This is a genomic window from Streptomyces sp. NPDC001415 (assembly GCF_053597395.1).
Window position 1 is genome coordinate 53,125 of the sequence record NZ_JBSFIE010000015.1, and the last position, 25,880, is coordinate 79,004.

A 25,880-nucleotide genomic window follows, 5' to 3' on the forward strand; every position below is an offset into this window, starting at 1 on the left:
CCGATTGGCTTGGCTGGGGGTCCCCGCGACCGCGACAGCGATACCGCGATAGCGCGCGGACACAAACGCGCCAAAGGTCGAGTCTAACGGGGTGCGGGAATGCGGTTGCGCCCGTGGGCGGCTCGGAGGGCGATCTACTGGAGATACGCCGGAGCCGCGACGGGCAGGATAAATCGGAACTGGGCGCCGCCGCCGGGGCCGCGGCCCACTGTGATGGTGCCGCCGTGCGCCTCGACGATGCCCTTGACGATGTACAGGCCGAGCCCGGTCCCGCCGCGCTTGCTCCCCCGCCAGAAGCGGGTGAAGACACGGCCCATCGACTCCTCGGGGATGCCGGGGCCTTCGTCGCTCACGGTGACGGCCGTTCCCTTCTCGTCGTGCTCGTCGATGCGGACGGGCGCTGGTGCCACCTCAATGGTGACGGTTCCCTCGCCGTGGCGCACCGCGTTTTCCAGCAGATTGCCGAGCACCTGGTCGATCTTGTCCGGATCCGCCCACAGATCGGGCAGCGGCCGCTGGATGCGGACCAGGAAGCGGTCCGGGGACTGTCCGGAGGCGACATGGGCCTGGAGGTGGCGGCCGACGGCGGCCGGGATGTCGACCGGCTGGCGGCGCACTTCGAGCCGGCCCGAGTCGATGCGCGAGATGTCGAGGAGTTCGGCGATGAGCCGGGTGACGCGGTTGGCGTCGGCGTCGACGGTCTCCAGCATGAGCCGCTTCTGGTCGTCCGTGAACCGCTCCCACTTGGCGAGCAGCGTCGCGGTGAAGCCCTTGACCGAGGTCAGTGGCGAGCGCAGCTCGTGGGCGACGGTGGCGATGAGCTCGGCGTGCGAGCGTTCGGTGCGCCGCCGGGCCTCGGTGGAGCGCAGGCTGACCACGACCCGGCGCACCGGCCCGGTCGGGTGCTCGCGTACGTAGCGTGCGGAGACCAGCACTTCGCGGCCGCCGGGCAGCAGCAGATTGCGTTCGGGCTGGCCGACCCGGATGGCGAGGCCGCCGTAGGGATCGGTGAGCTGCCACCAGCGGCGGCCCTTGAGGTCCTCCAGGGGCAGCGCCTGCTCCAGCGGGAAGCCGAGCGCCTCGTGCTTCGCGACCGCCGTGATCCTGACGGCGGCGGCGTTGAAGCAGATCACCTGCCCCTTGTCGTCGGCGACCACGATGCCGTCGGGCAGGTCGTCGGGGTCGAAGCCGAGGACATCAGGACGGCCGGACGGGCACAGCGCGGTGCTGTTGCCGAAGCTGCTCATGCCGACAGCCATCCCCCTATCCCACCTCTCCGAAGCGCTGAGTGGGCCCCCGAGCCCGCAACACTACTAGTACGAGGTGACGGAGCGGCACCCTCCGGCAGCACGCTGCGCACGGGCGGAGGCGTAGAGGCACACGGCGGCGGCGGTGGCGAGGTTGAGGCTTTCGGCCTTGCCGTGGATGGGCACGCGCACCACGGCGTCCGCGAGTGCGCGGGTCTCCTCGGGCAGGCCCCAGGCCTCGTTGCCGAAGATCCACGCGGTGGGCCCGCCCATGGTGCCGGCGTCGAGCTCCGCGTCGAGGTCGTCCTCGCCCGCGCCGTCGGCCGCCAGGATGCGTACGCCCGCGTCGCGCAGGCCCTGGACGGCCTGCTCGACGGGGACGCCCACGGCGACCGGCAGGTGGAAGAGCGAACCGACCGACGCGCGAACGGACTTGGGGTTGTAGAGGTCGACGGAGGCGTCGGTGAGGACGACCGCGTCGGCGCCCGCGGCGTCCGCGCAGCGCAGTACGGTGCCGGCGTTCCCGGGGTCGCGGACGTGCGCGAGCACGGCGACCAGCTTGGGCTTCGCGTCGAGGATCTCCTGGAACGGGGAGTCCAGGAAGCGGCAGACGCCGACCAGGCCCTGCGGGGTGACGGTCTGGGAGACCTCGGCGAGCACCTCGTCGTCGGCGTAGTGGACGCGGGCGCCCGCGTCGAGGGCGGCGGACACGATGTCGGCGTACCGCTCGGCGGCCTCGACGGTGGTGAACAGCTCGACGAGGGTGGGCTCGCCGTCGCTGCGGTGCTCGACGGCCTCGCGCACGGCCTGCGGTCCCTCGGCGATGAACCGGCGTTCCTTGCCCCGGAAGTTGCGCCGGGCGAGCCGGCGGGCGGCGGCGACGCGGGGGGAGCGCGGGGAGATCAGCTCGGGGGTGGGCATGTACACGCGGTCTCTCTACGAAGGGAGTGGGGGCCTGGGGGCGCAGCCCCCGGAAGCGGGGGGACGGGGGCCGCGCCCCCGGAAAAGCCCCCGCAACGCACCCGGACCCGCAGGCCGTTGGCCTGCGGGTCCGGTCCGGTTCAACAAGCCGTCAGGCGCTTACGCGGCCTTCGGGGCGTTGACGTCGCTCGGGAGGGCCTTCTGGGCCACCTCGACGAGCGCGGCGAACGCGTTGGCGTCGTTGACCGCGAGCTCGGCCAGGATCTTGCGGTCCACCTCGATGTTGGCGGCCTTCAGACCCTGGATGAGGCGGTTGTACGTCATGCCGTTCTGGCGGGCAGCGGCGTTGATGCGCTGGATCCACAGCTGACGGAAGTCGCCCTTGCGCTTCTTGCGGTCGTTGTAGTTGTAGACCAGCGAGTGGGTGACCTGCTCCTTGGCCTTGCGGTACAGGCGCGAACGCTGACCGCGGTAGCCGGAGGCCGCCTCGAGGATTGCCCGGCGCTTCTTGTGGGCGTTTACTGCCCGCTTGACGCGTGCCACTTGTTAACTCCTTGTAGCGGGGCCGTGGTTGGACTCACACGACCCGAAATCGAATAGGTCCCGGTCTCGACGTTCCGCCTCCGGAAACCGGAGGCGGAGGAACGTCACTTGCCGAGAAGCTTCTTGACCTTCTTGGCGTCGGCCGGAGCCAGGACGACCGTGCCCGTCAGCGAGCGGGTCTTCTTGGACGACTTGTGCTCGAGCAGGTGGCGCTTGCCGGCGCGCTCACGGAGCACCTTGCCGGAGCCGGTGATCTTGAAGCGCTTGCTGGCACCGCTGTGCGACTTGTTCTTCGGCATAGCGCCGTTATCTCCTCGTCAGTGGCGCTCCCAGCCGGTCCGGGGACCGGCGCTCGGGAGCGTCATATGTATCGGTTGATGTCCGGAACGGGCTGTCCCGGAATCAGGCCTCGGCGGGGTGCTCCTCGGCCACGGCTTCGGCGACGGGCGCCTCGGCGACGGTCTCGTCCTCGGCGGACTCCTCCGTCTGGGCCGACTGGCCCTGGCGCTCCGCCTTGCGGGCCGCCTGGGCCTCACGGGCTTCGGCCATCGCCTCGGTCTTCTTCTTGTGCGGACCGAGAACCATGATCATGTTTCGGCCGTCCTGCTTCGGGCTGGACTCGACGAAGCCGAGTTCCTCCACGTCCGAAGCGAGGCGCTGGAGCAGTCGGTAGCCGAGTTCCGGCCGGGACTGCTCGCGACCACGGAACATGATCGTGATCTTGACCTTGTCGCCCTGCTTGAGGAACCGGACGACGTGACCCTTTTTGGTGTCGTAGTCGTGCGGGTCGATCTTCGGCCGGAGCTTCATCTCCTTGATGACCGTGTGCGCCTGGTTCTTGCGCGCCTCACGGGCCTTCATGGCCGACTCGTACTTGAACTTCCCGTAGTCCATGAGCTTGCACACGGGCGGACGGGCGGTCGCCGCGACCTCGACCAGGTCGAGGTCATACTCCTGGGCGAGCTCCAGGGCCTTGGCAAGCGGAACAATTCCGACCTGCTCGCCACTGGGGCCGACAAGTCGCACCTCGGGAACGCGAATCCGGTCGTTGATGCGGGGCTCGGCGCTGATGGATCCTCCTCGGTAGCACCACACGACTGTCTGGCAGACAGCCGCGTACGTCTGTATTGACGTGACCAACCGCCCCGAGGCACAAAAAATGCCCCGGACGGACACAGGCGGGGCTCCAAGAAAACCGGAACACCGCCGCGGTCTACCGCGGGGCGCACATCGGGCGGCTCCATCGTCCGTACGGAACGATGGTGGCCACCTGACCGGATGACCCGCCACCCAGAGGGTGGTCGGGTGGGAGATCGGAGCCTCCACTTGTGGGCCGGGCACACGTGCCTGGCCGGTCGTTACACAAGGTTAGCAGGATCCGGACAGAGGGGCTAATCGAGTGCGCGGGAAGCGGCGCGCCGCGCACCGCATATCGTGTGGGCATGAGTGAGACGCCCCCCAATGAGCCCGCAGACTTCGACACCATGGCCCGCGACATCGCGGAGGTTCCGGCGGTCGAGGTGATCGTGACGGTCGCCGTGAACCTGATGAGCGCCGCCGCCGTGAAGCTCGGTCTGACCGAGGAGGGCGACCAGTACAAGGACCTCGACGAGGCCCGCAAGCTGGTGCACGCCCTGGCGGGTCTGCTTGACGCAGGGGCCACCGAGATCTCGTCGTTCCACGCCGCCCCGCTGCGCGACGGCCTGAAGTCGCTCCAGCTGGCGTTCCGCGAGGCGTCGATCGTGCCGGACGAGCCGGGCAAGGGCCCGGGCGAGAAGTACACGGGCGCCGTCTTCGGCTGAGCCCCTTCTTCTACGCATTCTTCTGAGAACTACGCGTTCTTCGGAGAACGGAACCGGGCCGCTCCTCCCCCTCAGCGGGTGAAGAGCGGCTCGTTCGGCTGTGGGGCCCCGGAAGGCAGCAGGGCGAGGTCGAGGCCGTGTACGAGGCGGGCCCGCAGGGTCTCGTCGGCGGCGATCAGCTCGGCCACCCGGCGGGCCGCGTCGGCGGGCGCCGCGCCGTCGGCGAGGACCAGGGCGAGCGTGCCGTCGGCGCTGCCGGGGCCGAGGTGGGCCCGCAGCACCGTGGGGACGGCGGCCACCGCCGAGCGCACCGCTTCGATCACCGACGGGTCCTGGAGCGGGTCGGCGCTGGTCCGGCCCTCCGCGAGGGCGAGCAGGGCCGCGCCCTTCAGCTCGTACGCGACCGGCCCTGCGAGGTCGATGACCACGGTGTCCGCCTTCTCGTGCACGGCGGCGGCGAGGGCCTGGTGGAGCGGTACGGCGACCGGCCGGGCCGCCGGGTCCCACAGGGCCAGGGCCTCGATCGAGGTGAACGCGGGCAGCGCCGTGCGGTGGCCCGCTTTCAGGGTGGGGACGGCCATGTCGCTGGTCTTCTCGCGCTTGAGGCCGTTCTCGTCGATCTCGCTCTCGCCGAGCATCGCGACGACGGGGACGAGAAGCCGGGCCGTGCGCAGCGCGGCGAGCACCCGCGGTTCGGCCGACCTGTCCTCGGCCCAGGCGGCCAGCGCCTCGGTCAGTTCGGGGGCGGCAGTGCCGTCGTCGTCGGAGAAGCCGGAATCCGGGATGTTCTTGAGCGCCACGGCACGAGCCTAACCGGGGCTTCTCGCGGGCCCGCCCACGGCCTCCCGGCTCAGAGCCACTCGCGCGGGGTCCGGACCCGGGTCGAGCGCCAGAGCGCCACGCCGGTCACGAGCAGCAGGAGGCCGGCGCCCGCGGAGACCGGGGCCAGCCAGTTCGCCGGGTCGTCGGAGGCTACGGGTGCGTCGGGGCCGCCGCCGAAGTACGTCGTGCCGTGGGCCGCTTCCGAGCGCAGGCCGGCGGGCTTGAGCTTGGCGGCGGCGGTGAGGGCCGCGGCCGGGTCGATCATGCCGTAGCCCCGGGCGTCGTCCCGGCCGCCCTCGGGGGCGTTGCGGGCGGTGTCCTCAAGGAGCTTCTTGATCTGCGCGGGGCTGAGGCCGGGGTTCGTGGAGCGTACGAGCGCGACCGCGCCGGACACGAACGCGGAGGCGGCGCTGGTGCCCCAGCCCTCGTAGTACTTGCGGTCCGGGTCGGCTATGACGACGTCCACGCCGGGGGCGCTGACGGTGGCGTACCAGCGGCGGGTGGAGAAGGAGGCGTGGGTGCCGTTCTTGTCGACGGCGGCCACCGCGATGACACCGGGGTAGGCGGCCGGGTAGGAGATGTGGTCGCCCTGGTCTCCGCCGTTGCCCGCGGAGGCGACCACGACGGCGCCCTTGCCGAGCGCGTACTGGATCGCGGCGTCCTCTGCGGGCTCGGGGTGGGCGGAGGCGCTGTCGTCGCCGAGCGAGAGGTTGATGACGTCGGCGCCGTTGTCGGCGGCCCAGCGGATGCCGTCGGCGAGCGCGCCGCCCTTGGTCTCGCGGGCCTGTTTGCGGGCCGGGTCGGTGGACTCCAGGATGACCCGGACCGGCAGGATCCTGGCTTCGGGGGCGATGCCGAGCACCCCGGACTGGTTGTCCGCGCCGTGCCCGTGGCCCGCGATGATGCCGGCCATGGCGGTGCCGTGCCGGGCCCAGTCGCGGCTCCCTTGGCCCGCTCCGAAGCCGACGAGGTCGTTGCCGGGCAGGACCTGACCGGCCAGGTCGGGGTGGCTGCCGTCGACGCCGGTGTCGAGGACGGCGACCGTGACGCCCTTGCCCTTGGTCGTACGCCACGCCTGCTGCGTGTGCATGGCGGTGAGCTCCCACTGGCGGTCGCGGATGCCGTCGGCGTGGGCCGGGGCCGCGGAGAGCAGCAGGGTGAGCGCGGCGGCCGAGGCGAGGGCGCCGGTGCGGCGCAGCCGGCGGGACGGCCTGGTCACGGGCGGCTCGTCGGCCGGCGGCTTGGTCATGGACGGCAGCCGCTCGGGCGGCAGGGGCTCGGGCGGCTTGGTCACGGGGCGGGCTCCGGGCTTGCGGCGGCCTTCTTGCGCAGGCCGCGTTCGACGTTGTCGGCTATGCCCTTGGCGTCGTGGCCCAGGCCCGCCTCGGCCACGGGGCCGCTCGCGCCGTCGGCCGTGGCCCGTTCGGCGGACTGGGGGGTCGCGATGGCGCGGCCGTCGGCGAAGCCGGAGACGGCGGTGACGACCACGGGGGCGTCGGTGAGGACCCGTACGGTCCAGCTCGCGCGCTGCTTGTCGCCGAACCCGGCGGCCGCGCCGCCCTTGACGGGGTAGGTGCGCGGCATCAGGTCGGGGCGGTCGCCGAGCTTCTCGTGGGAGAACCGGTTCGCCAGGGCGGTCATCGCGGCGGGCTCGGCCTGGGTGAAGACCAGTCCGACGGTGGTCACGCTGGTGGCGGTGGCGTCCGTATAGGTGGCGCGCACCATGCGGGCGCAGCCGACCGGTTCGAGGACCTTGAGGAGCAGGGGGTCCAGCGCGCCGGCGCAGTCGCCGTCCGGGGCGACCCCGGTGCGGGTCCATTCGCGGTCGGCGCCGCCGGGGCCGGCGCCGGTGCCCCGGATGGTGCGCGGGAAGAGGGTGTCGACGGGCACGCTGTGCCACAGGTCGCGGGCGGCCGTGTAGTTGCTGCGGGCTGCGGGCCCGTCCGAGCCGTCGCCGAGCCAGGTGCCCGCGGCCGCCCCGCCGATCAGTCCGGCGCCCAGGACCACGCAGACGGCGGCCGCGGCCACGACGCCGGGCCTGCGCTCGGGGACCGGTCGCAGCGGGCCCGGCTCGTCGGACAGGGGTTCCGGGGGGAGCAGCGGCTTCGGCGGGGCGGCCGGCAGCGGGGGTATCTCGGGGGGCGCGGGGGTCGAAGATCTGGGCGGTATGGGGGTGTTCGGGAGGACCGGTCCCGGATCGATCAGGTCGAGCGCCGAGCGGAGCCGGCTCGCGGGCCCCTCGGGCTCGGGCGGCGCCGGGGTCGGCGCGAAGGCCTCGGACGGCTCGGATTCCGGTGCGGGCGGCGGCAGTTGAGGGGTGCCCGGGGGTCGTGCGTCGGTGGTCATCCGCCCCCCTCGTGCCCCTCTTGCCGTCCAGCTCAGCCCGTTGCCGCTCGGGCGTCACTCTACGGGCTGATCCTGTGCGGGTGCAGACCGGCCGCCCGGCTTCCACATCCGCACCGGTCGTCCCCTACCTTGTGGTAACCGGTTCTGGCAGGCTTCCGCCATGACTCCCCGCGCCGCTGACCGCGCCCGGTACGACCGGGCGACCGCTCATCTCGACGCCCCCGTCGCGATCGTCGATCTGGAGGCGTTCGACGCCAATGCGGACGATCTGGTCCGCCGGGCGGCCGGGAAGCCGATCCGGGTCGCCAGCAAGTCGGTGCGGTGCCGGGCGCTGCTTGAGCGGGCGCTCGCCCGGCCGGGGTTCGCGGGGCTGATGTCGTTCACGCTCGCCGAGTCGGTGTGGCTGGCGCGGGCCGGGTTCGAGGACGTCCTCCTCGCCTACCCGTCCACGGACCGGGCTGGGTTCGCCGAGCTGACCTCGGACCCCAAGCTGGCCGGGGCGATCACCGTGATGGTCGACGACCCGGCGCAGCTCGACCTCGTGGACCGGGCGCGTGAGCGCGACGGCCTGGAGGTGCGGGTCTGCCTGGAACTGGACACCTCGCTCCAGCTGTTCGGCGGCCGGGTCCGCGTCGGCGCCCGCCGCTCCCCGCTGCGCTCCCCCGCCCAACTCGCGGAACTGGCCCGGTCGGTGGCCCGGCGGCCCGGGTTCCGCCTGGTCGGGCTGATGGCGTACGAGGGTCATGTGGCCGGGGTCGGGGACGCGGTGGCGGGCAGTCCGGTGCGTTCGCGTGCGATCCGGCTGATGCAGTCCGCGGCACGCAGGGAGCTCGCGGCGCGGCGGGCCGCGGTGGTGCGCGCGGTACGGGCGGTCGCGGGGGACCTGGAGTTCGTCAATGGCGGCGGCACCGGGAGTGTGCAGCACACGGCGGCCGAGGCGGCGGTGACCGAGATCGCGGCGGGCTCGGGTCTCTATGTGCCGCGGCTCTTCGACAACTACACGTCGTTCAGCGGGCGTCCGGCCGCGCTGTTCGCCCAGCCGGTGGTGCGCCGGCCGGGCGTCGGTGTCGTCACGGTACTCGGCGGCGGATACCCGGCCTCGGGCGCGCCCGGCGCGGACCGGCTGCCGGTGCCGTATCTGCCGGAGGGGCTGCGCTACGACCCGCAGGAGGGCGCGGGCGAGGTGCAGACGCCGCTGCTCGGCTCCCCCGCGGACGATCTCCTGATCGGCGACAAGGTGTGGTTCCGACACGCCAAGGCGGGCGAACTGTGCGAGCGCTTCGAGGAGTTGCAGCTGGTCGAGGGCGACCGGGTGACGGCGACCGTGCCGACGTACCGGGGCGAGGGCCGCACGTTCCTCTAGGCGTCGCGGCCCTGGCCCGCCGGACACCGCCGGCTCACGGCCCGCTCACAGCGACGGCGGGGGCAGGCTGCTGCCGACCCCGCCGTTCTGGCTGCCGCCGATGGGCGCGATGCCCTGGGTGATGGTGTCCATGAGGGCGAGCGGTGGGCCGTCCGGGCCCGCGTCGAAGGCGAACCGCGCGATGACCATCGCCTCGCTGCCCACCGTCGAGGGGAAGGCGAGCGACTCGACGTAGCCGCCGGGCCCCGCGCCGGTCTTGACCTCCCAGCGCACCAGGTATCCGGTGCGGCCGTCGACCACCACGGAGCCGGATTTCACCTCGCGGTGCGAGGTGATGCCGCCGTAGGGGCGGGAGCCGATCGGGTCGTGGTCGTAGGCGTCGTTGGCGGCGTCGGTGATGTCGTTCTTGGCGACGGCCTCGGCGGTCTTGAGGTCGGTCATGGTGGCTGTGGAGGTGGTGACCTTGCCGTGGTGGCAGAATCCGGAGTCGCCGGGGCAGTTGTAGGTGTCCTTGGTCGCCATGGTGACGAGCCTGGTCACCGCGTCGTCGCTCTTCTCCCAGCCGTCCGGGATCGGCAGCGTGATGCCGTTGAGCTGGTCGACGAGGGTGCGCGGATCGTCGGACGGCCCCGAACTCGGCTTCACCGAAGGTGAGTTGACGGCCACCGGCGCCGTGGCGCTCTTGCTCGCGCTCGTCGTGTGCGGCCCGTCGTCGCCCTGGCCCAGGACGGCGACCCCAGCGGCGATCGCTGCCACCAGGACCACGGCGACCGCGCCGATCGCCACCAGCGGGCCGCGCCGCCGGACGGCGGGCGCGGCCACCACGGTGACGGGCTCGGCCGAGCCGAACGCCTGCCCGCCCGGCGCTCTGGTGTGGCCGGTCCAGGCGGTGCCGTCCCACCATCGCTCGGTGCCGGGCACGCCCGGATCCGGGTACCAGCCGGGCGGCGTCGTCATGGTCATGCGCACACCCTAGAACCCGGCTCAGCCCGCGTACACCGAGTCCTTCTGATCCGGGACGATCGAGCCGTCGGCGCGCCGAACCGGGGCCGGGGTGCCGTCGTGGTCGGTGTAGCCGGTGGTCGCGCAGGGGTAGGCCGCCGCCTTCCGGCCCTTCGGCTCGATGAACATCGGGTTCACGATCCAGCGGCCGTCGCTGTCGTCGTACGCCCGGCACATCAGCTCGTTCTTGTTGCGGTTCAGGACGAGCCGCAGGCCGGTGGCGTCCCGCAGGAAGGAGACGTCGGTGTCGGAGTCGCCGGCCGCGAACACCTGGCGGCCGGCCGCGGGCTGCACCTTCTCGGCCGCGGCGCCCCGCACACCGAAGATCTCCCGGTTGATCCAGCAGCGCTTGCCGTCGATGTAGGTGATCACCGAGTCGTCGCCGTCCTTGGCCGAGCCGCAGCCCTTCAGATGCGAGGTGATGCGGCCATGGTCGGTGGTGGAGCGGATGCCGATGGCATGGTCCGGGTCGACTCCCGCGCCGCGCGCCCACACGTCGACGACGGGCTCGGGCGAGGCGGAGGTGATCCAGACGTCGAAGCCCGCCTTCTTCAGCGTACGGATCAGGTCGCGCTGCTGGTCGTAGTAGCGCACCCAGGCCGTCGCCTTGCTGTTGCTGCCTACGGTCTGGACGGCGTCGGCGGGGGCGTTGAGGTTCTCGGTGCGGGCCGCGCTCGCGAAGGACTTGACCTGGGCCGGGGTCCAGCCGTGCAGGAGCTGGGCGAGCCAGGCGTACGAGGGCTCGATGGTGCGGCGGTCGTACCCGGTGAAGGCGGCGGCGCCCTTGCCGGTCTTTCCGTCGCCGTAGACCGCGAGGATCTCGTCGGTGCAGGTGGTGTCGGTGCCGGTCGGGAGCGTCGTGGAGGTGCCCGCCGGGCAGGCGGCGGCGAGGGACTTCGCGGCGTCGTCGGTCAGGTAGCGGCTGGTGGTGTGCCAGTCGTCGCTCGCCGGGCGCCGGATCTTGGAGTGGCGAAGGAGCCAGTACATCGTGGCGTCGCCGACGTCGTTCTTCACGACGGTGTTGTCCCAGTCGAAGACGGCGACCGGCTTCTTGCCGTGGCCCGCGCCCGTTCCGCACTTTCCGTAGGTGTCGATCAGGTCCTGGATCCGGTCCTGGTTGTCCCCGTACCACCCGTCGGAGATGGTCAGTTGCGGGCAGTGGGGCGTCCGCGCCTCGGCGGGCTGGGCGGCGACGAGGCCGCCGGCGGCTATGGAGAGCGCCGCGGCGAGGACCGGCAGTCGGCGGGCGGCGGGGGACTTGGACACGCTGAGGAACTCCTGTCGTCGGGACGATCATCGCGGACGTTAGACAGCACAGCCGGGCGTCGTGCGACGCCCGGCTGCCGGGTGCGTGGCCCCCAGGTGAACAACGGGGGTTGGCTGGGTTTAGAGGGGCGTGACGTACGCCCCGGAGATGCCGCCGTCGACCAGGAAATCGGTGGCGTTGATGAAGGACGAGTCGTCGCTGGCGAGGAAGGCGACCGCGGCGGCGATCTCGTCGGCCTCGGCGAACCGGCCCGCCGGGATGTGCACCAGGCGGCGCGCCGCCCGCTCCGGGTCCTTGGCGAACAGCTCTTGCAGCAGCGGGGTGTTGACCGGCCCCGGGCAGAGCGCGTTGACGCGGATGCCCTCGCGGGCGAACTGCACGCCGAGCTCGCGCGACATCGCGAGCACGCCGCCCTTGGACGCGGTGTACGAGATCTGCGAGGTCGCCGCGCCCATGATGGCCACGAACGAGGCGGTGTTGATGATGGAGCCCCGGCCCTGGCGCTGCATGTAGGGCAGCGCGGCCTTGCAGCACAGGTAGACGGAGGTGAGGTTGACCTCCTGGACCCGGCGCCAGGCGTCCAGCCCGGTGGTGAGGATGGAGTCGTCGTCGGGCGGCGAGATGCCCGCGTTGTTGAACGCGATGTCGACGCTGCCGTAGGTGTCGAAGGCCGTCCTGAAGAGCGCCTCGACCTGCTCCTGGTCAGTGACGTCGACCTTCACGAAGGTGCCGCCGACCGCTTCGGCGGCGGCCTTGCCCGCGCTCTCGTCGATGTCGCCGCACACCACGTTGGCGCCCTCGGCGGCGAGCCGCCTGGCGGTGGCGAGGCCGATGCCGCTGCCGGCCCCGGTGATGACGGCGGTGCGGCCGACCAGGCGGCGGCAGATGATGTCGTCAGAAGACATAGGGGTTCAGGCCTCCGTGCTGATGAAGACGTTCTTGGTTTCGGTGAAAGCGGTCAGGGCGTCGGGGCCGAGCTCGCGGCCGAGGCCGGACTGCTTGTAGCCGCCGAACGGGGTCGAATAGCGCACGCTGGAATGGGAGTTGACGGAGAGGTTGCCCGCCGCCACGGCCCGCGAGACGCGCAGCGCGCGGCCGATGTCGCGGGTCCAGATCGAGCCGGACAGCCCGTACTCGGTGGCGTTGGCGAGCCGCACCGCGTCCTCTTCGTCCTCGAAGGGCAGGACGACGGCGACGGGCCCGAAGACCTCCTCGACGGCGGCGGGCGCGTCCGCGTCCAGGCCGATCAGGACGGTCGGCGGGAACCAGAACCCGGGCCCGTCGGGTGCGCTGCCGCGCAGGCCGGGTGCGTCGTCGGGGACGTACGAGCGGACACGGTCCAGCTGTACGCGCGAGATCAGCGGGCCCATCCGGGTCTTCTCGTCGGCCGGGTCGCCGACCACGATCTCCGCGATGGCGGGGGCGAGCAGCTCCATGAAGCGGTCGTACGCGCTGCGCTGGACCAGGATGCGGGTGCGGGCGCAGCAGTCCTGGCCGGAGTTGTCGAGGAACGACATCGGGGTGGCGAGGGCGGCGGCCTCGATGTCGGCGTCGGCGAAGACGATGTTGGGGCTCTTCCCGCCGAGTTCGAGGGTGACCCGCTTCACGCGGTCGGCGCACTTGGCCATGATCTGCTTGCCGGCCCGGGTCGACCCGGTGAAGACGATCTTCGCGACGCCGGGGTGCTCGACGAGCGCGTCGCCCGCGACCGCCCCCGCACCCGGCAGGACCTGGAAGAGGCCCTCGGGAAGCCCCGCTTCCAGGGCGAGTTCAGCCAGGCGCAGCGCCGTGAGTGGGGTCGTCTCGGCGGGCTTGAGGATCACCGCGTTGCCCGCGGCGAGCGCGGGGGCGGTGCCCCAGGCGGCGATCGGCATCGGGAAGTTCCAGGGGGCGATGACGCCGATCACGCCGAGCGGTTCGAGGAGCGTGATGTCGAGGCCGCCCGCGACCGGGATCTGACGGCCACTCAGGCGCTCCACTCCCCCGGCCGAGAAGTCGAGCAGATCGCGGACGTTGCCCGCCTCCCAGCGGGCGTTGCCGATGGTGTGCCCGGCCTCCCGGACCTCCAACTGGGCCAGTTCCTCGACGTGTTCGTCGACGACGGCCGCGAAGCGGCGAAGGAGGCGGGCCCGGTCGGCGGGCGCCGCGGCCGCCCAGCCGCGCTGGGCGGAGCGGGCCCGTACGACCGCCGCGTCGACATCGGCGGAGGTCGCACCTTGGACCGTCGCGATGACTTCCTCGGTGGCCGGGTTGAGCACCTGAAGCTCGTATGCGCTGGTCACGTCGTTCCTCACAGGCGTTCGAAGGAGCGGCGGAGCTCCCAGTCGGTCACCGCGGCGTCGAACGCGTCGAGTTCGACCCGCGCCATGTTGCGGTAGTGCGCGACGACTTCGTCCCCGAAGGCGGCCTTGGCGATGGGGCTGTTCTCCCACAGCTCGGCGGCCTCGCGCAGGGTGGTGGGGACGTGGGCGTAGTCGCCGACGTAGGCGTTCGAGGTGCAGGCCTCGGGCAGTTCGAGCTGGTTCTCGATGCCGTACAGGCCGGCCGCGACGAGTCCGGCGACCGCGAGGTGCGGGTTGACGTCGCCGCCCGGGAGCCGGTTCTCGAAGCGGGTGCCGGCGCCGTGGCCGACGACGCGCAGGGCGCAGGTGCGGTTGTCGTGGCCCCAGGCGACCGCGGTGGGCGCGAAGGAGCCCGGCTGGAAGCGCTTGTAGGAGTTGATGTTCGGCGCGTACAGCAGGGAGAAGTCGCGCAGGGCCGCGAGCTGTCCGGCCAGGAAGTGGCGCATGACCGGCGACATGTGGTCGGGCCCGTCGCCCGCCATCACATTGCGGCCGTTCTCGTCGGTGAGCGAGAGGTGGATGTGACAGGAGTTGCCCTCGCGCTGGTCGTACTTGGCCATGAAGGTGAGCGAGACGCCCTCCTGGGCCGCGATCTCCTTGGCGCCCGTCTTGTAGATGGCGTGCTGGTCGCAGGTGACCAGGGCCTCGTCGTAACGGAAGACGATCTCGTGCTGACCGGGGTTGCACTCCCCCTTGGCGGACTCGACGGTCAGGCCGGCGGCCTGCATCTCGTTGCGGATGCGGCGGAGCAACGGCTCGATGCGGCCGGTGCCGAGCACCGAGTAGTCGATGTTGTACTGGTTGGCCGGGGTCAGGCCCTTGTAGCCGGCGTCCCAGGCCTGCTCATAGCTGTCCTTGAAGACGATGAACTCCAGCTCGGTGCCGACCTGGGCGGTGTAGCCGAGCTCGGCGAGCCGCTCCAGTTGGCGGCGCAGGATTTGGCGGGGGGCGGCTACGACCGGCGAGCCGTCGTTCCAGCCGAGGTCGGCGATGAGCATCGCCGTGCCCTCGTTCCACGGGACGCGGCGCAGCGTCGCCGGGTCCGCGTGCATGGCGAAGTCGCCGTAGCCGCGCTCCCAGGACGACATCGCATAGCCGTCGACGGTGTTCATCTCGGTGTCGACGGCGAGCAGGTAGTTGCAGCCTTCGGTGCCGTGCGCCAGGACTTCGTCGAGGAAGAACCCGGCCGCGAAGCGCTTGCCCTGCAGTCGCCCTTGCATATCGGGGAAGGCGAGGACGACAGTGTCGATCTCACCGCTCGCGACGAGGGTGCGCAGCTCCTCGATCGAGAGCGGGGGTGTGCGGTCTGCCACGGGAAGCTCCTCCTTGGGTCAGCCGAGAGCCATAAGGTATGGGGTAAGACCATTGATTGGGAAGGGGGATCCGCGACGTGGCGAAGAAGATCGACTCGGCGGACCGTCCGGACGCCCGGACGCCGGACACGCTCGTCCCCGTACTGCGGACCGTACGAGCCGGGAACGGCTTCGAGGAAGCGCTGGAGCAGATTCTCCAGCTGCTCCGCCTGGGCCTTGTCCCGCCCGGTGAACGGCTGCCCTCCGAGCGGGAGTTGGCCGAGCGGATGGGGATCAGCCGGGTCACGCTGCGCGAAGTCCTCAAGGTGCTCCAGGACCAGGGCCTGGTGGAGAGCCGGCGCGGCCGCTACGGCGGCACGTTCGTGCTGCCCCGCGCGGCCGAGGGCGGCGAGGACGAGCTGCGCCGGCGGACCGCCTCGGTCAACGTCGAGGACATCCTGCGCTTCCGGGAGGTCCTGGAGGTCGGCGCGGCCGGGCTCTGCGCGGCGCACGGGCTGACCGAGGAGGGCGCCGAGCGGCTGCGGGCCGCGCTCACCGCCACCCACGACGCCGAGCTCACCGACTACCGCCGCCAGGACACCCTGCTCCACCTCACGCTCGCCGAGCTCTCCGGATCGCCCACGCTCACCGCCCAGTACGCGGCGGTCCGGGCCACCGTGAACGACCTCCTGGACTGCATCCCGCTGCTGGTCCGCAACCTGGAGCACTCCCAGCACCAGCACACCGCGCTGGTCGAGGCGGTGCTGGACGGCGACGCGGACGGGGCGCGCGAAGTGATGCGGGAGCACTGCGGGGGCACGGCGGCGCTGCTGCGCGGCTTCCTGACCTGAGCCGATCCGAGCGGACCGGAGCCACTTGAGCCCGGGGCGAGCCGAGCCTGGGCCTGAGCCGGCCCGAGCCTGAGCCAACCCGAGGCGCGCCGGACCGACTTGAGCCCGCCCGCCCTCCCCGCCCCCGGCCTTCACCCGCCCCTTCCGTAACCGCGGTTTTACGTACACCTCTTGCACTCCACCCCACCCTCCAGCAAAGGTATGCAGCCGAACCATTGACCTGATCTTCCTTGACGATCACCTGGAGCGGCTCATGGCCGAGGGCACCGACACCGATCTGCGCACCGCACCGTCTGCGTCCGCCGAGGACGCCCAGGCCGACTACCTGCACCGGCGCACGCTGCGGCGCGGCAGCGCCGGCTGGCTGCTGCTCACCGGGCTCGGCGTCGCCTATGTGGTCTCGGGCGACTTCTCCGGCTGGAACATCGGCCTCTCCAAGGGCGGCTTCGGCGGCCTGGCCGCGGCCACCGTCCTGATGGGCGTCATGTACGCCTGTCTGGTGTTCTCGCTGGCCGAGCTGTCGGCCATCCTGCCCACCGCGGGCGGCGGTTACGGCTTCGCGCGGCGGGCGCTCGGCACCTGGGGCGGCTTCCTGACCGGCACCGCGATCCTCATCGAGTACATCCTGGCGCCCGCCGCGATCTCGCTCTTCATCGGCGACTACGTCCAGTCGCTCGGCCTGTTCGGACTGACCTCCGGCTGGCCCGTCTACCTCGCCTGCTTCGCGATCTTCATCGGGATCCATCTGTGGGGCGTCGGCGAGGCGCTGCGCTTCAGCCTCGTGGTCACCGCGATCGCGGTCGCCGCCCTGCTGGTCTTCGCCGTCGGCGCCTTCACCGGCTTCGACGCGTCCCGCCTCAACGACATCCCGGTGGACACCTCCGCGCTCGGGTCCAACTCATGGCTTCCGTTCGGCGTGCTCGGCATCTGGGCCGCGTTCCCGTTCGGCATGTGGTTCTTCCTCGGCGTCGAAGGGGTGCCGCTGGCGGCCGAAGAGGCCAAGGACCCGGTGCGGTCCATGCCGCGGGCGCTCGCCATCTCCCTGTCGATCCTCGTGCTGCTCGCCGTGGTGACCTTCTTCGCCGCGACCGGGGCGCACGGCTCGGCCGCCATCAAGGACGCGGGCAACCCGCTGGTCGTGGCTCTGCAGGGCGACGGCGGCCCCACCGCCCTGAGCCGCTTCGTCAACTACGCGGGGCTCGCGGGCCTGGTCGCGTCGTTCTTCTCGCTGATCTTCGCGGGTTCGCGCCAGCTCTTCGCCCTGTCGAGGGCCGGCTACCTGCCCCGCTTCCTGTCCCTGACCAGCCGCCGCAAATCCCCCTATCTGGGCCTCCTCATCCCGGGCGCGATCGGTTTCGCGCTGGCCGCCTGGAGCGGCAACGGCGGCCGGATGCTGAACGTCGCGGTGTTCGGCGCCACCATCTCCTACGCCCTGATGGCGCTCTCGCACATCGTCCTACGCCGCCGCGAGCCGGGCCTCGATCGCCCCTACCGCACGCCCGGCGGCGTCCTGACCTCGTCCGTCGCGTTCGTGCTCGCCCTGTTCGCACTCGTGGCGACGTTCCTGGTCGACAAGGACGCGGCCTTCATCGCACTCGGCGTCTACGCGATCGCACTGGCCTACTTCGCCTTCTACAGTCGCCACCGTCTGGTCGCCCACGCGCCCGAGGAGGAGTTCGCCGCCCTGGCCGCCGCCGAGGCCGAGCTCGCCCGGGACTGACCCGCTCAACGAACGGAGACCGCCACCGTGTCCAAGCCGCTCATCGGCATCAGTACGTACCTGGAGCCCGCCAAGTGGGGCGTGTGGGACCTGCCCGCCGCCCTGCTGCCCGCCGGATATCCCCGGCTCGTGCGGGCGGCCGGGGGGCTCGCCGCGATGCTGCCGCCCGACGACGGCCCGGCGGCCGCGGCCGAAGTCGTGGCGCGCCTGGACGGCCTGGTCATCGCGGGCGGGGCGGACGTCGAGCCGGTCCGGTACGGGGCCGAGCCGTCGCCCCGTACCGGGCCCCCCGCCCGCGAGCGGGACGCCTGGGAGCTGGCCCTGATCGACGCGGCGCTGGCCGCCGGCACCCCCCTGCTCGGCATCTGCCGTGGCCTCCAGCTCCTCAACGTCGCGCTCGGCGGCACCCTGGTCCAGCACCTGGAGGGGCACACCGGCGGCCGGGGCGTGTTCGGCGAGCACACCGTCAAGCCGGTGCCGGGCACGCTCTACGCGACGCTGGTCCCCGAGGCCGCGGACGTGCCGACCTACCACCACCAGTGCGTGGACCGGCTCGGCACGGGTCTCATCGCCTCGGCCCACGCGGAGGACGGCACGGTCGAGGCGGCCGAACTGCCAGGACCCTGCTGGGTCCTGGGCGTCCAGTGGCATCCGGAGATGGGCGAGGACACCCGCGTCATGGAGGGGCTGGTACGGGCCGCGTCCACCCACTGAACCCCCAGCTCAGGCCCGTCACGACGGCCCCGGACCCGGTGCGGTCCGGGGCCGTACGACACGCCCGGAAACCCTCACTCTTCCGAGGGGGTGACGATTGGGCGATCATCCGGGTATCTTCCTCTCGCCGCCCCTCGCGGGGCGGATTCCCCGAGACTCCTCGCCTTCACCTGGCCGCTCGTTCCTCTTCGCGCTCTCGTTCCTTCCCTGGCCATTTCACGGACACATCCTGACAGTGTGTTCCTCCGTGTCCCCGCTCTCCCCGCCCGCCGGTGGGGAAGCTCCGCCGCGCTCCGAAGGACCGAAGGCCCCGTGCCCGCACCCGTCATCCTGTCGGGCCGTTCCGTACGGCTCGAACCGCTCACCGCATCCCACGCTCCGGCCCTGGCCGCCGCCGCGGCGGCCGACCGGACCTCGTACGCCTTCACGCCCGTACCGCACGGCCTCGACGCCGCGCACGCCTACATCCAGAGCGCGCTGGCCGACCAGGAGGCCGGGCGGAGCCTGGCGTTCGCGACCGTGCGGGCCGCCGACGGCCTGGTCGTGGGCTCGACCCGGTTCTGCGAACTCGACTACTGGGACGGGCCCGTGGTGTGGCCGCCCGCGCCGCGCGGGCCGCTCACCGGCGGCGCCGACGCGGTCCCGGACGCGGCCGAGATCGGCGGCACCTGGCTCTCCGCGCACGCCCAGGGCACCGGCATCAACACCGAGGCGAAGCTCCTGATGTTCCAGCACGCCTTCGACACCTGGCGTCTTCGCCGGATCTCGCTGCGCGCCGACGCCCGCAACGCCCGCTCCCGCGCCGCGATCGAGCGGCTCGGCGCGGTGTGCGAAGGGGTGCGCCGGGTGCACACCCGGGGTCTGGACGGACTTGTACGCGGGACGGCGTTCTACTCGGTCCTCGACGAGGAGTGGCCCATGGTGCGGCACACCATCGAGGAGCGCCTGGCCCGGACCCGCCAGGACGCCAACAGCAGCCGCCTGGTGCCCGCCTGACGGAGCGTCAGGTTGGGCGGGTCAGCGAGAGCAGATCGCGGGCCGGCCCCGCGGGCAGCGGTCCCTGGCGCCACACCGCGCGCAGATCGCGCCGCAGCCGTACGCCCTCGACCGGGATCTGCACCAGGCGCCGGGCCGCCAGCTCCTCGCCCAGCGCGAGTTCGCTGAGCACCGAGGGCCCGGCTCCGCTGAGGACGGACGACTTCACCGCGGTGGTGGAGGAGAGCTCGATGAGGGGCTCGGCGAGTCCGCCGTGGGCGGCGAGCGCCGCGTCCAGGACCTGGCGGGTGCCCGAGCCGCGTTCGCGCAGGATGAGCGGGGTCGCGGCCAGTTCGGCGGGCAGCAGCGGGTGGCGCCGCCGGGCCCACGGGTGCGAGGGGGCCGCGACCACGACGAGCCGGTCGTGGCCGATGACCGCCGAGTCCAGGCCCGTGGGCACGCCCAGGCCCTCGACGAAGCCGAGGTCGGCCTCGTCCGACAGCAGCCGCTCGGCGACCACCATCGAGTTCCCGGCGCTGAGGGAGACCGCGGTGCCGGGGCGCTCCGCGCGCAGCGCGATCAGCCAGCCCGGCAGCAGGTACTCGGCGATGGTCATGCTCGCGGCGACCCTGAGGCGCGAGTCGCGGCGGCCGCGCAGCGCCTGCGCGCCCGCGTCGAACGCCTCGGCCGCCTCCACGACCCGCCGCGCCCAGTCCGTCACCAGGACGCCCTCGGCGGTGAGCCGGGAGCCGCGCGGGGAGCGGTCGACGAGGGTGACCCCGAGGAGGCGCTCCATCGAGCGGACGCGGCTGCTCGCGGCCGGCTGGGTGATGCCGAGGTCGCGGGCGGCCCGCCCGAGGCTGCCGTGCCGGGCGACGGCGAGCAGCAGCTCCATCGCGCCCAGGTCGGGCACCCGGTGGGCCAGGGGGGCGGTGTCCTCGGGTCCGTTCATGCTCATAACGCCAGCTTATGGGCTCATAGCCCCAGCAGGCGTGGCGGGGGTTCACCACCGGTACGAAGCTGGATTCATGGCCACCATCGTGCAATCCCGCCCCCGCACCCAGCCCCCCGTCGCCGCCGCCCGGCGCCGCCCCGCCCTGCGCCACCTCGGCCCGAACTGGTACGCCGCGGTCATGGGCACCGCGATCGTCGCCAACGCGGGCGCGGGACTGCCGTTCCACGTCCCCGGCCTCCAGCTCGTCTGGGCGCTGGCCCTGGCCATGCTCGTGGTGCTGCTCGTGGCCCGCGCCGGGCACTGGCTGCACCATCGCGACCAGGCCCGCGCGCACCTCCTCGACCCCACCATGGCGCCCTTCTACGGCTGCCTGGCCATGGCGTTCCTGGCCGTCGGCATCGGCTCGCTTTCGGTGGGCGCCGACCTGATCGGCGAGGCCGCCGCGGTCCCCCTGGCGTGGGTCCTGTACGGCGTGGGCACGCTGATCGGTCTGGTCGCCACCGTGGCCGTGCCCTACCTGATGGTCGCGCGGCACGACGTCGCCCCCGGCAGCGCGTCCCCGGTCTGGCTGCTCCCCGTGGTCGCGCCCATGGTCTCGGCGACCCTCGGCCCCCTGCTCGTCCCCCACCTGCCCGCAGGCCAGGCCCGCGAGGCGCTGCTGCTCGGCTCGTACGCGATGTTCGGCATGAGCCTGCTTGCCACCCTGGTCATCCTGCCCGTGGTGTTCTCGCGCCTGATCCACCGGGGCGCGCTGCCCCTCTTCCTGACCCCCACCCTGTTCCTGGTGCTGGGCCCCCTCGGCCAGTCCACCACCGCGGTGAACAAGCTCGCCGATGTGGCCCCCGGCGCGATCGACGCCACCTACGCGAACGGAATGGGCGCCTTCGCCGTCCTGTACGGGGTGCCCGTGATGGGCTTCGCCCTGATGTGGCTGGCGCTCGCGGTGGCCATGGCCGTCCGGGCGGCCCGGCGCGGGATGGGCTTCGCGATGACCTGGTGGGCCTTCACCTTCCCCGTCGGCACCTGCGTCACCGGCGCCGAGGGCCTCGCCCACCACACCGGCCTGCACGCCTTCGACTGGCTGTCGGTCGCCCTGTACGCCCTCCTGGTGACAGCCTGGCTGGTGGCCGGTTTCCACACCGTACGAGGGCTGATGAACGGCAAGCTGCTCGCGGCGCCCGTGAAGAAGTAGCCCGCGTCAGAGACCGCCCCGAAGCGCCGCGCCGAGTACGGCCGGCGCTTCGGCCAATGACGGGCCGTACCACGTGAGGTGGCGGCCGTCGACGAGGGCGGCGGGCAGACCGGGGAAGGCCTCGGGGCCGTCGTCGGGGGTGAAGCGGTACGGCTCGTCGGGCAGGACCACCAGGTCGGCCCCCGCCGCGTTCAGCTCGTCGATGCCGATGCGCGGGTAACGCTCGGCGTGATCGGCGTAGACGTTGTGCACGCCGAGTCGGGCGAGCAGCTCGCCCGCGAAGGTGTCGCGGCCGAGCACCATCCAGGGGCGCCGCCAGATCGGCACGACGGCCGTCCGCTCCGGGCCCGGACGCACCCCGGCCCACACCCGCTCGGCCGCGTCCAGCCAGCCCGGCCGGGAGATTCCGCAGCCGTCGACCAGGACCCGCTCCAGCTCGGCGAAGGCCTGCGGAAGCGAGCGGACCTCGGTGACCAGGACATCGAGCCCGGCGGCACGGAGAGCGGCCAGATCGACGGCCCGGTTCTCCTCCTCGTTGGCCACGACCAGATCCGGGGCGAGCGCGACGATCCGCTCGACATCCGGGTTCTTGGTGCCTCCGACGCGTACGGCGTCGAGCCCGGCCGGATGGCTGCACCAGTCGGTCACGCCCACCAGGAGCCCGGGGGCGCTGACCGCGACCGCCTCCGTCAAGGACGGGACGAGGGAGACCACCCTCATCAGTGGCGGGTCTCCTCGATGGCCTCGATGTGGTCGGCGACCGCCACGACCAGGATGCGGGTGCCGGGCAGCGCCGCCCGCCAGCGGTGGCGCACCCCGCCGGACAGGCACAGCGTGTCGCCGCGCTCCAGGCGGTAGGCGCGGCCCTCGGCCTCGACCTCGGCGGCACCGTCGGCCACGTACATCAACTCGTCGTTGCGGTGCTGGAATTCGCGCCCGGTGTCCTGCTCGCCGGTGAACTCCATGGCGTGCAGCTGGTGGTGGCCGCGCAGCAGGGCACGCACGCCGGGCTCTTCGCCCTCGGGCTCGGCCCGTACGACGTCGACGGTGCGGGTGCAGTCGGCGGCGTCGTACAGCTCGCCGACCGTGGTGTTCAGGGCGTCCGCCACGCGCTGGAGGGAGCGGGCGCTGGGGCGGGCGCGCTCGTTCTCGACCTGGCTGAGGAACGGCACCGAAAGGCCGCTGCGCTCGGCGACCACGGCGAGGGTGAGGCCCAGGCTGCGGCGAAGGCGCCGCACCGCCACCCCCACCCGAAGAGTTTCCTTGTCGTCCATCTCCCGGGCTCCCTCCCTGTCACTCGGTCCGCGTTCGCACCGGCTGCGTTCACGTCACCCTACGCAGCTTCGGGCCCCGAGGGGACCGTCCCGCCAAGATCGCCAAGGGTTCCGTACGAGATCAGGCCGGATCACGACGTTCCGCAGCCGCGGCCGGAGGACCGGCCGCGGCTGCGGAAACGGGAGACAGGAGGGGCTCCCCTCCTCGGGCGGCTACGACGAGACCGGAGTCCACTTGTCGGCCAGGCCCGGGTTCTCCTTCAGCCAGTCGCGCACGGCGTCCTGCTCCTTGCCCTTGCCGGTGGACTGGATCTTGGCTTCAAGGCTGGTGAGCTGCTTCTCGTCCATCTTGAAGTTCTTCAGCCACTTGCCGACCTCGGCGTTGTCGGAGGCGAAGCCCTTGCGGGCCAGGGTGTGCACCCCGTCGCCCTTGCCCCAGACGCCCTTGGGGTCCTTGAGCTTCTTCAGGTCGTAGGTGTTGTACGCCCAGTGCGGCGACCAGAGCGGAACCACGATCGGCTCCTTCTTGGCGTACGCCCGCTTCAGCTCGGCCAGCATGCCGGGCGTGGAGCCGTCGACGACCTTGTACTCGGCGTCCAGGCCGTACTCCTTGAGGATCTTGTCCTTCAGGATCCCGGTCTCACCGGCGCTCGGCTCGATGCCGACGACGCGGTTCTGGAACAGGGCGCCCTTGCCCTTGAGGTCTTCCAGGGAGTTGACGTCCTTGACGTAGGACGGCACCGACAGCTCCAGGGAGGTGGGCCCGTACCAGGAGCCCAGGTCCTCCAGCTTGTCCTGGTACTTGGCCCAGTACTGGGCGTGGGTGGTGGGCAGCCAGGAGTCGGTCTCGAAGTCGATCTGACCGCCGGCCATGCCGGTGTAGAGCGCGCCGGCCTCGTACTGGCGGGCGTCCACGGTGAAGCCGCGGCGCTCCAGGAGCTCCTTCCACAGGAAGGTGGAGGCGACGCCCTCGTCCCACGGGATGTAGCCGAGCGAGATCTTCTTGCCCTTGCCGACGTCCTTGGCGCCACTGGCCGTGGCCTGGTCGGAGGAGCCGAACATGTTCATGCCGCCCGCGACGAGCGCGAGGACGACCACGCCGACGACCGCGACGGCGGGCTGCGGACGGTAGTTCCAGATCTTGAGACCGCCGGTGGCGGCCTTCGCCTTGGCGAGCGCGCGCCGGCCGAGCGGCGAGACCTGACGGCTCAGCGCCCCGGTCATCCGGTCCAGGTACATGGCCAGGACGACGATGGAGATGCCCGCCTCGAAGCCGAGGCCGATGTCGACGTTGCCGATCGCCCGGTAGACGGCGCCGCCGAGGCCGCCGCCGCCCGCCATGCCCGCGATGACGACCATGGAGAGGCTGAGCATGATGACCTGGTTGATGCCCGCCATGATCGTCGGCAGGGCGAGCGGCAGCTGCACACGCACCAGCGTGTTGCGCGGCGTGGTGCCGAACGCCTCGGCCGCCTCGACGAGTTCGCCGTCGACCTGGCGGATGCCGAGCTCCGTCATGCGTACGCCCGGCGGCAGCGAGAAGACGATGGTGGCGATGATGCCGGGGACGACGCCGACGCCGAAGAAGATGATGCCGGGGATGAGGTAGACCATCGCCGGCATGGTCTGCATGAAGTCGAGGACCGGCCGCAGGACGGCGCTGACCGTCTTGGAGCGCGCGGCCCAGATGCCGAGCGGGATCGCGACGATCAGCGTGACGATCGCCGCGACGAGCACCAGCGAGAGCGTCGACATGGTGTCGTCCCACAGCTGGATCGAGTCGATCAGCGCGAAACCGGCGAAGGTCAGGACACCCGCGGACAGGCCGCGCAGCCACCAGGCGACGACGGCGAGGATGCCCGCGAAGAGCAGCGGCTGCGGCGCGTCGAGCACCGCGTTGATGCCGTCGTACATGCCGTTGACGACCTGGGTGATGGCGTCGAACAGCCAGGAGAGATGGCTCTGGAGGAAGTTGACGGCGCTGTCGACCCAACCGCCGAGGTTCAGCCTAGGCATGCGTCGCCACCTCCTTCATCGAGCATTCGACCGGGCCCTGCTTGTCGTCCCCCAGGAAGGCGATGAGCCGCTCCTGCGGCACGACGCCGAGCAGCGAGCCGTCGCTGTCCTTGACCGCGACCGGGTGCGGGACCCGGGCCGCGACGGTGCACACGTCGGCGACGGGCGTGTCGGGCAGCACGGTCTCGCAGTCGCAGTCCCCGGCGTCGGGGCGGTGCGGCGTGGTCATCACGGACAGCGCGGTGAGCACCCGGGAACGGTCGACGTCCTGGATGAACGAGGCCACGTAGTCATTGGCCGGGGTGAGCAGGATGTCCTCGGCGGTGCCGAGCTGGACGATCCGCCCGTCGCGCATCACGGCGATCTTGTCGCCGAGCCGCATGGCCTCGTTGAGGTCGTGCGTGATGAAGACGATCGTCTTCTTGAGGCGCTTCTGCAGTTCGAGGAGCTGATCCTGCATGTCGCGCCGGATCAGCGGGTCGAGGGCGCTGAACGACTCGTCCATCAGGAGCAGGTCGGCGTCGGTGGCCAGGGCGCGGGCCAGGCCCACGCGCTGCTGCATACCGCCGGAGAGCTCGTCGGGCCAGGAGTCGCCCCAGCCCGCGAGGCCGGTCAGCTCCAGGGCCTCGGCGGCGCGCTTCTCCCGCTCGGCACGGGGGACGCCCTGGACTTCGAGGCCGTACGCGGCGTTCTCAAGCACGCTGCGGTGCGGGAACAGCGCGAAGTGCTGGAAGACCATGCTGATCTTGCTGGAGCGGACGGTACGCAGCTCACGGGCGGACAGGCTGGTCAGGTCCTGGCCGTCGAAGAGCACGCGGCCCGCGGTGGGCTCCAGGAGCCCGTTGAGCATGCGCAGCAGGGTCGATTTACCGGATCCGGAGAGACCCATGACAACGAAGATCTGGCCGGGGTCCACCGTGAACGAGGCGTCGATCACCGCCGCGGTCGTCCCGTCCGCCCGCAGCTCGTCGCGGTCCGCGCCGCCTTCGAGCTTGCGGACGGCTTCGTCGGGTCGTCTGCCGAACACCTTGTAGAGCTGCTCGGCTTGCAGCCTGGACACATACACCTCACGGGTAGAACTCAAAACGGCCCGACTCCCCCGCGGGCGGGCCGTGGAGCGGCGCGGATTCGGTCCGCAGCCCGAGAAATGGTTGAAATCCATACTTGGGTCCGCTCCGGCGTCGCGCCTGCCCCGCTTTACCGGGAGCAAACACAACAGTGATCCAGTTCACTGGT

The 25,880-nt window shown here is 71.9% G+C and carries 25 protein-coding genes; 7 read left to right on the forward strand and 18 right to left on the reverse strand.

Annotated elements, in window-relative coordinates:
* Positions 1–134: 134 nt before the first annotated feature.
* From ACWC2B_RS21075 to infC, 5 genes are all read right to left on the reverse strand, one after another.
* Positions 135–1,247, reverse strand: coding sequence for an ATP-binding protein (locus tag ACWC2B_RS21075; RefSeq protein WP_450718708.1), 1,113 nt, complete (start codon positions 1,245–1,247; stop codon positions 135–137).
* 66 nt (positions 1,248–1,313) lie between these two features.
* Positions 1,314–2,168 carry a TrmH family RNA methyltransferase gene (locus tag ACWC2B_RS21080; RefSeq protein ID WP_450718920.1) on the reverse strand — a complete coding sequence of 285 codons (855 nt, stop codon included), beginning with the start codon at positions 2,166–2,168 and terminating at the stop codon, positions 1,314–1,316.
* Positions 2,169–2,327: 159 nt separating this feature from the next.
* On the reverse strand, positions 2,328–2,711 hold the full coding sequence (gene rplT / locus ACWC2B_RS21085; protein WP_003970214.1) for a 50S ribosomal protein L20: 384 nt from the start codon (positions 2,709–2,711) through the stop codon (positions 2,328–2,330).
* A 104-nt stretch (positions 2,712–2,815) separates the two neighbouring features.
* Entirely contained in the window at positions 2,816–3,010 is a 195-nt protein-coding gene (rpmI, locus tag ACWC2B_RS21090) for a 50S ribosomal protein L35 (protein WP_053723558.1), read from the reverse strand.
* A 103-nt stretch (positions 3,011–3,113) separates the two neighbouring features.
* A complete protein-coding gene (gene infC, locus ACWC2B_RS21095; RefSeq protein WP_438296929.1) occupies positions 3,114–3,806 on the reverse strand; it encodes a translation initiation factor IF-3 in 693 nt (230 codons plus the stop codon).
* Positions 3,807–4,153: 347 nt separating this feature from the next.
* On the opposite strand from infC, the gene ACWC2B_RS21100 reads away from it, so the two are divergent.
* The gene (locus tag ACWC2B_RS21100) at positions 4,154–4,513 is read left to right on the forward strand and encodes a DUF1844 domain-containing protein (protein ID WP_399489534.1); all 360 of its coding nucleotides are present in this window, start codon (positions 4,154–4,156) and stop codon (positions 4,511–4,513) included.
* Positions 4,514–4,584: 71 nt separating this feature from the next.
* Here the strand turns inward: ACWC2B_RS21100 and ACWC2B_RS21105 are convergent, their stop codons facing one another.
* Genes ACWC2B_RS21105 through ACWC2B_RS21115 form a run of 3 tightly spaced genes read right to left on the reverse strand, consistent with a single transcriptional unit; the run spans position 4,585 to position 7,468 of the window.
* On the reverse strand, positions 4,585–5,313 hold the full coding sequence (locus tag ACWC2B_RS21105) for an SseB family protein (protein WP_450718710.1): 729 nt from the start codon (positions 5,311–5,313) through the stop codon (positions 4,585–4,587).
* A 50-nt stretch (positions 5,314–5,363) separates the two neighbouring features.
* Complete coding sequence (mycP, locus tag ACWC2B_RS21110) at positions 5,364–6,584, reverse strand: type VII secretion-associated serine protease mycosin (protein WP_450718923.1); 1,221 nt, start codon at positions 6,582–6,584, stop codon at positions 5,364–5,366.
* A gap of 41 nt (positions 6,585–6,625) precedes the next feature.
* Complete coding sequence (locus ACWC2B_RS21115) at positions 6,626–7,468, reverse strand: hypothetical protein (RefSeq protein ID WP_450718925.1); 843 nt, start codon at positions 7,466–7,468, stop codon at positions 6,626–6,628.
* A 373-nt stretch (positions 7,469–7,841) separates the two neighbouring features.
* Between ACWC2B_RS21115 and ACWC2B_RS21120 the strand changes: the two genes are divergently transcribed.
* Positions 7,842–9,044 (forward strand): amino acid deaminase/aldolase, encoded by a 1,203-nt coding sequence (locus tag ACWC2B_RS21120; RefSeq protein ID WP_450718712.1) that lies wholly within the window; start codon positions 7,842–7,844, stop codon positions 9,042–9,044.
* 45 nt (positions 9,045–9,089) lie between these two features.
* Here ACWC2B_RS21120 and ACWC2B_RS21125 read toward each other — a convergent pair whose 3' ends face one another.
* The 5 genes from ACWC2B_RS21125 to ACWC2B_RS21145 form a co-directional block, all read right to left on the reverse strand.
* Positions 9,090–10,007, reverse strand: a complete 918-nt coding sequence (locus ACWC2B_RS21125) for a DUF2510 domain-containing protein (RefSeq protein ID WP_450718714.1) — start codon at positions 10,005–10,007, stop codon at positions 9,090–9,092.
* Between the two features lie 21 nt (positions 10,008–10,028).
* Positions 10,029–11,312, reverse strand: a complete 1,284-nt coding sequence (locus tag ACWC2B_RS21130) for a haloacid dehalogenase-like hydrolase (RefSeq protein ID WP_450718716.1) — start codon at positions 11,310–11,312, stop codon at positions 10,029–10,031.
* A 120-nt stretch (positions 11,313–11,432) separates the two neighbouring features.
* On the reverse strand, positions 11,433–12,218 hold the full coding sequence (locus tag ACWC2B_RS21135) for a 3-oxoacyl-ACP reductase (RefSeq protein ID WP_450718718.1): 786 nt from the start codon (positions 12,216–12,218) through the stop codon (positions 11,433–11,435).
* A gap of 6 nt (positions 12,219–12,224) precedes the next feature.
* On the reverse strand, positions 12,225–13,595 hold the full coding sequence (locus ACWC2B_RS21140) for an aldehyde dehydrogenase family protein (RefSeq protein WP_450718720.1): 1,371 nt from the start codon (positions 13,593–13,595) through the stop codon (positions 12,225–12,227).
* Positions 13,596–13,603: 8 nt separating this feature from the next.
* Positions 13,604–14,968, reverse strand: coding sequence for a glutamine synthetase family protein (locus ACWC2B_RS21145; RefSeq protein WP_450718722.1), 1,365 nt, complete (start codon positions 14,966–14,968; stop codon positions 13,604–13,606).
* 77 nt (positions 14,969–15,045) lie between these two features.
* Here ACWC2B_RS21145 and ACWC2B_RS21150 point away from each other — a divergent pair, with 77 nt between their 5' ends.
* From ACWC2B_RS21150 to ACWC2B_RS21165, 4 genes are all read left to right on the forward strand, one after another.
* The gene (locus ACWC2B_RS21150) at positions 15,046–15,798 is read left to right on the forward strand and encodes a FadR/GntR family transcriptional regulator (RefSeq protein WP_450718724.1); all 753 of its coding nucleotides are present in this window, start codon (positions 15,046–15,048) and stop codon (positions 15,796–15,798) included.
* Between the two features lie 253 nt (positions 15,799–16,051).
* Complete coding sequence (eat, locus tag ACWC2B_RS21155) at positions 16,052–17,518, forward strand: ethanolamine permease (RefSeq protein ID WP_450718726.1); 1,467 nt, start codon at positions 16,052–16,054, stop codon at positions 17,516–17,518.
* Positions 17,519–17,545: 27 nt separating this feature from the next.
* Positions 17,546–18,232 (forward strand): gamma-glutamyl-gamma-aminobutyrate hydrolase family protein, encoded by a 687-nt coding sequence (locus tag ACWC2B_RS21160; RefSeq protein WP_450718728.1) that lies wholly within the window; start codon positions 17,546–17,548, stop codon positions 18,230–18,232.
* A gap of 312 nt (positions 18,233–18,544) precedes the next feature.
* Entirely contained in the window at positions 18,545–19,228 is a 684-nt protein-coding gene (locus ACWC2B_RS21165; protein WP_450718730.1) for a GNAT family N-acetyltransferase, read from the forward strand.
* 7 nt (positions 19,229–19,235) lie between these two features.
* Here the strand turns inward: ACWC2B_RS21165 and ACWC2B_RS21170 are convergent, their stop codons facing one another.
* On the reverse strand, positions 19,236–20,165 hold the full coding sequence (locus tag ACWC2B_RS21170) for a LysR family transcriptional regulator (protein WP_450718732.1): 930 nt from the start codon (positions 20,163–20,165) through the stop codon (positions 19,236–19,238).
* A 70-nt stretch (positions 20,166–20,235) separates the two neighbouring features.
* Here ACWC2B_RS21170 and ACWC2B_RS21175 point away from each other — a divergent pair, with 70 nt between their 5' ends.
* Complete coding sequence (locus ACWC2B_RS21175) at positions 20,236–21,354, forward strand: TDT family transporter (RefSeq protein WP_450718734.1); 1,119 nt, start codon at positions 20,236–20,238, stop codon at positions 21,352–21,354.
* A gap of 6 nt (positions 21,355–21,360) precedes the next feature.
* Here the strand turns inward: ACWC2B_RS21175 and ACWC2B_RS21180 are convergent, their stop codons facing one another.
* The 4 genes from ACWC2B_RS21180 to ACWC2B_RS21195 form a co-directional block, all read right to left on the reverse strand.
* Entirely contained in the window at positions 21,361–22,074 is a 714-nt protein-coding gene (locus ACWC2B_RS21180; RefSeq protein ID WP_450718736.1) for a helical backbone metal receptor, read from the reverse strand.
* The gene (locus ACWC2B_RS21185) at positions 22,074–22,628 is read right to left on the reverse strand and encodes a helix-turn-helix domain-containing protein (protein ID WP_450718738.1); all 555 of its coding nucleotides are present in this window, start codon (positions 22,626–22,628) and stop codon (positions 22,074–22,076) included. Before ACWC2B_RS21185 ends, ACWC2B_RS21180 begins: the two co-directional genes overlap by 1 nt.
* A 213-nt stretch (positions 22,629–22,841) precedes the next feature.
* A complete protein-coding gene (locus ACWC2B_RS21190) occupies positions 22,842–24,644 on the reverse strand; it encodes an ABC transporter permease/substrate binding protein (RefSeq protein WP_450718740.1) in 1,803 nt (600 codons plus the stop codon).
* Complete coding sequence (locus ACWC2B_RS21195; RefSeq protein ID WP_450718742.1) at positions 24,637–25,704, reverse strand: quaternary amine ABC transporter ATP-binding protein; 1,068 nt, start codon at positions 25,702–25,704, stop codon at positions 24,637–24,639. Before ACWC2B_RS21195 ends, ACWC2B_RS21190 begins: the two co-directional genes overlap by 8 nt.
* Positions 25,705–25,880: the final 176 nt, after the last annotated feature.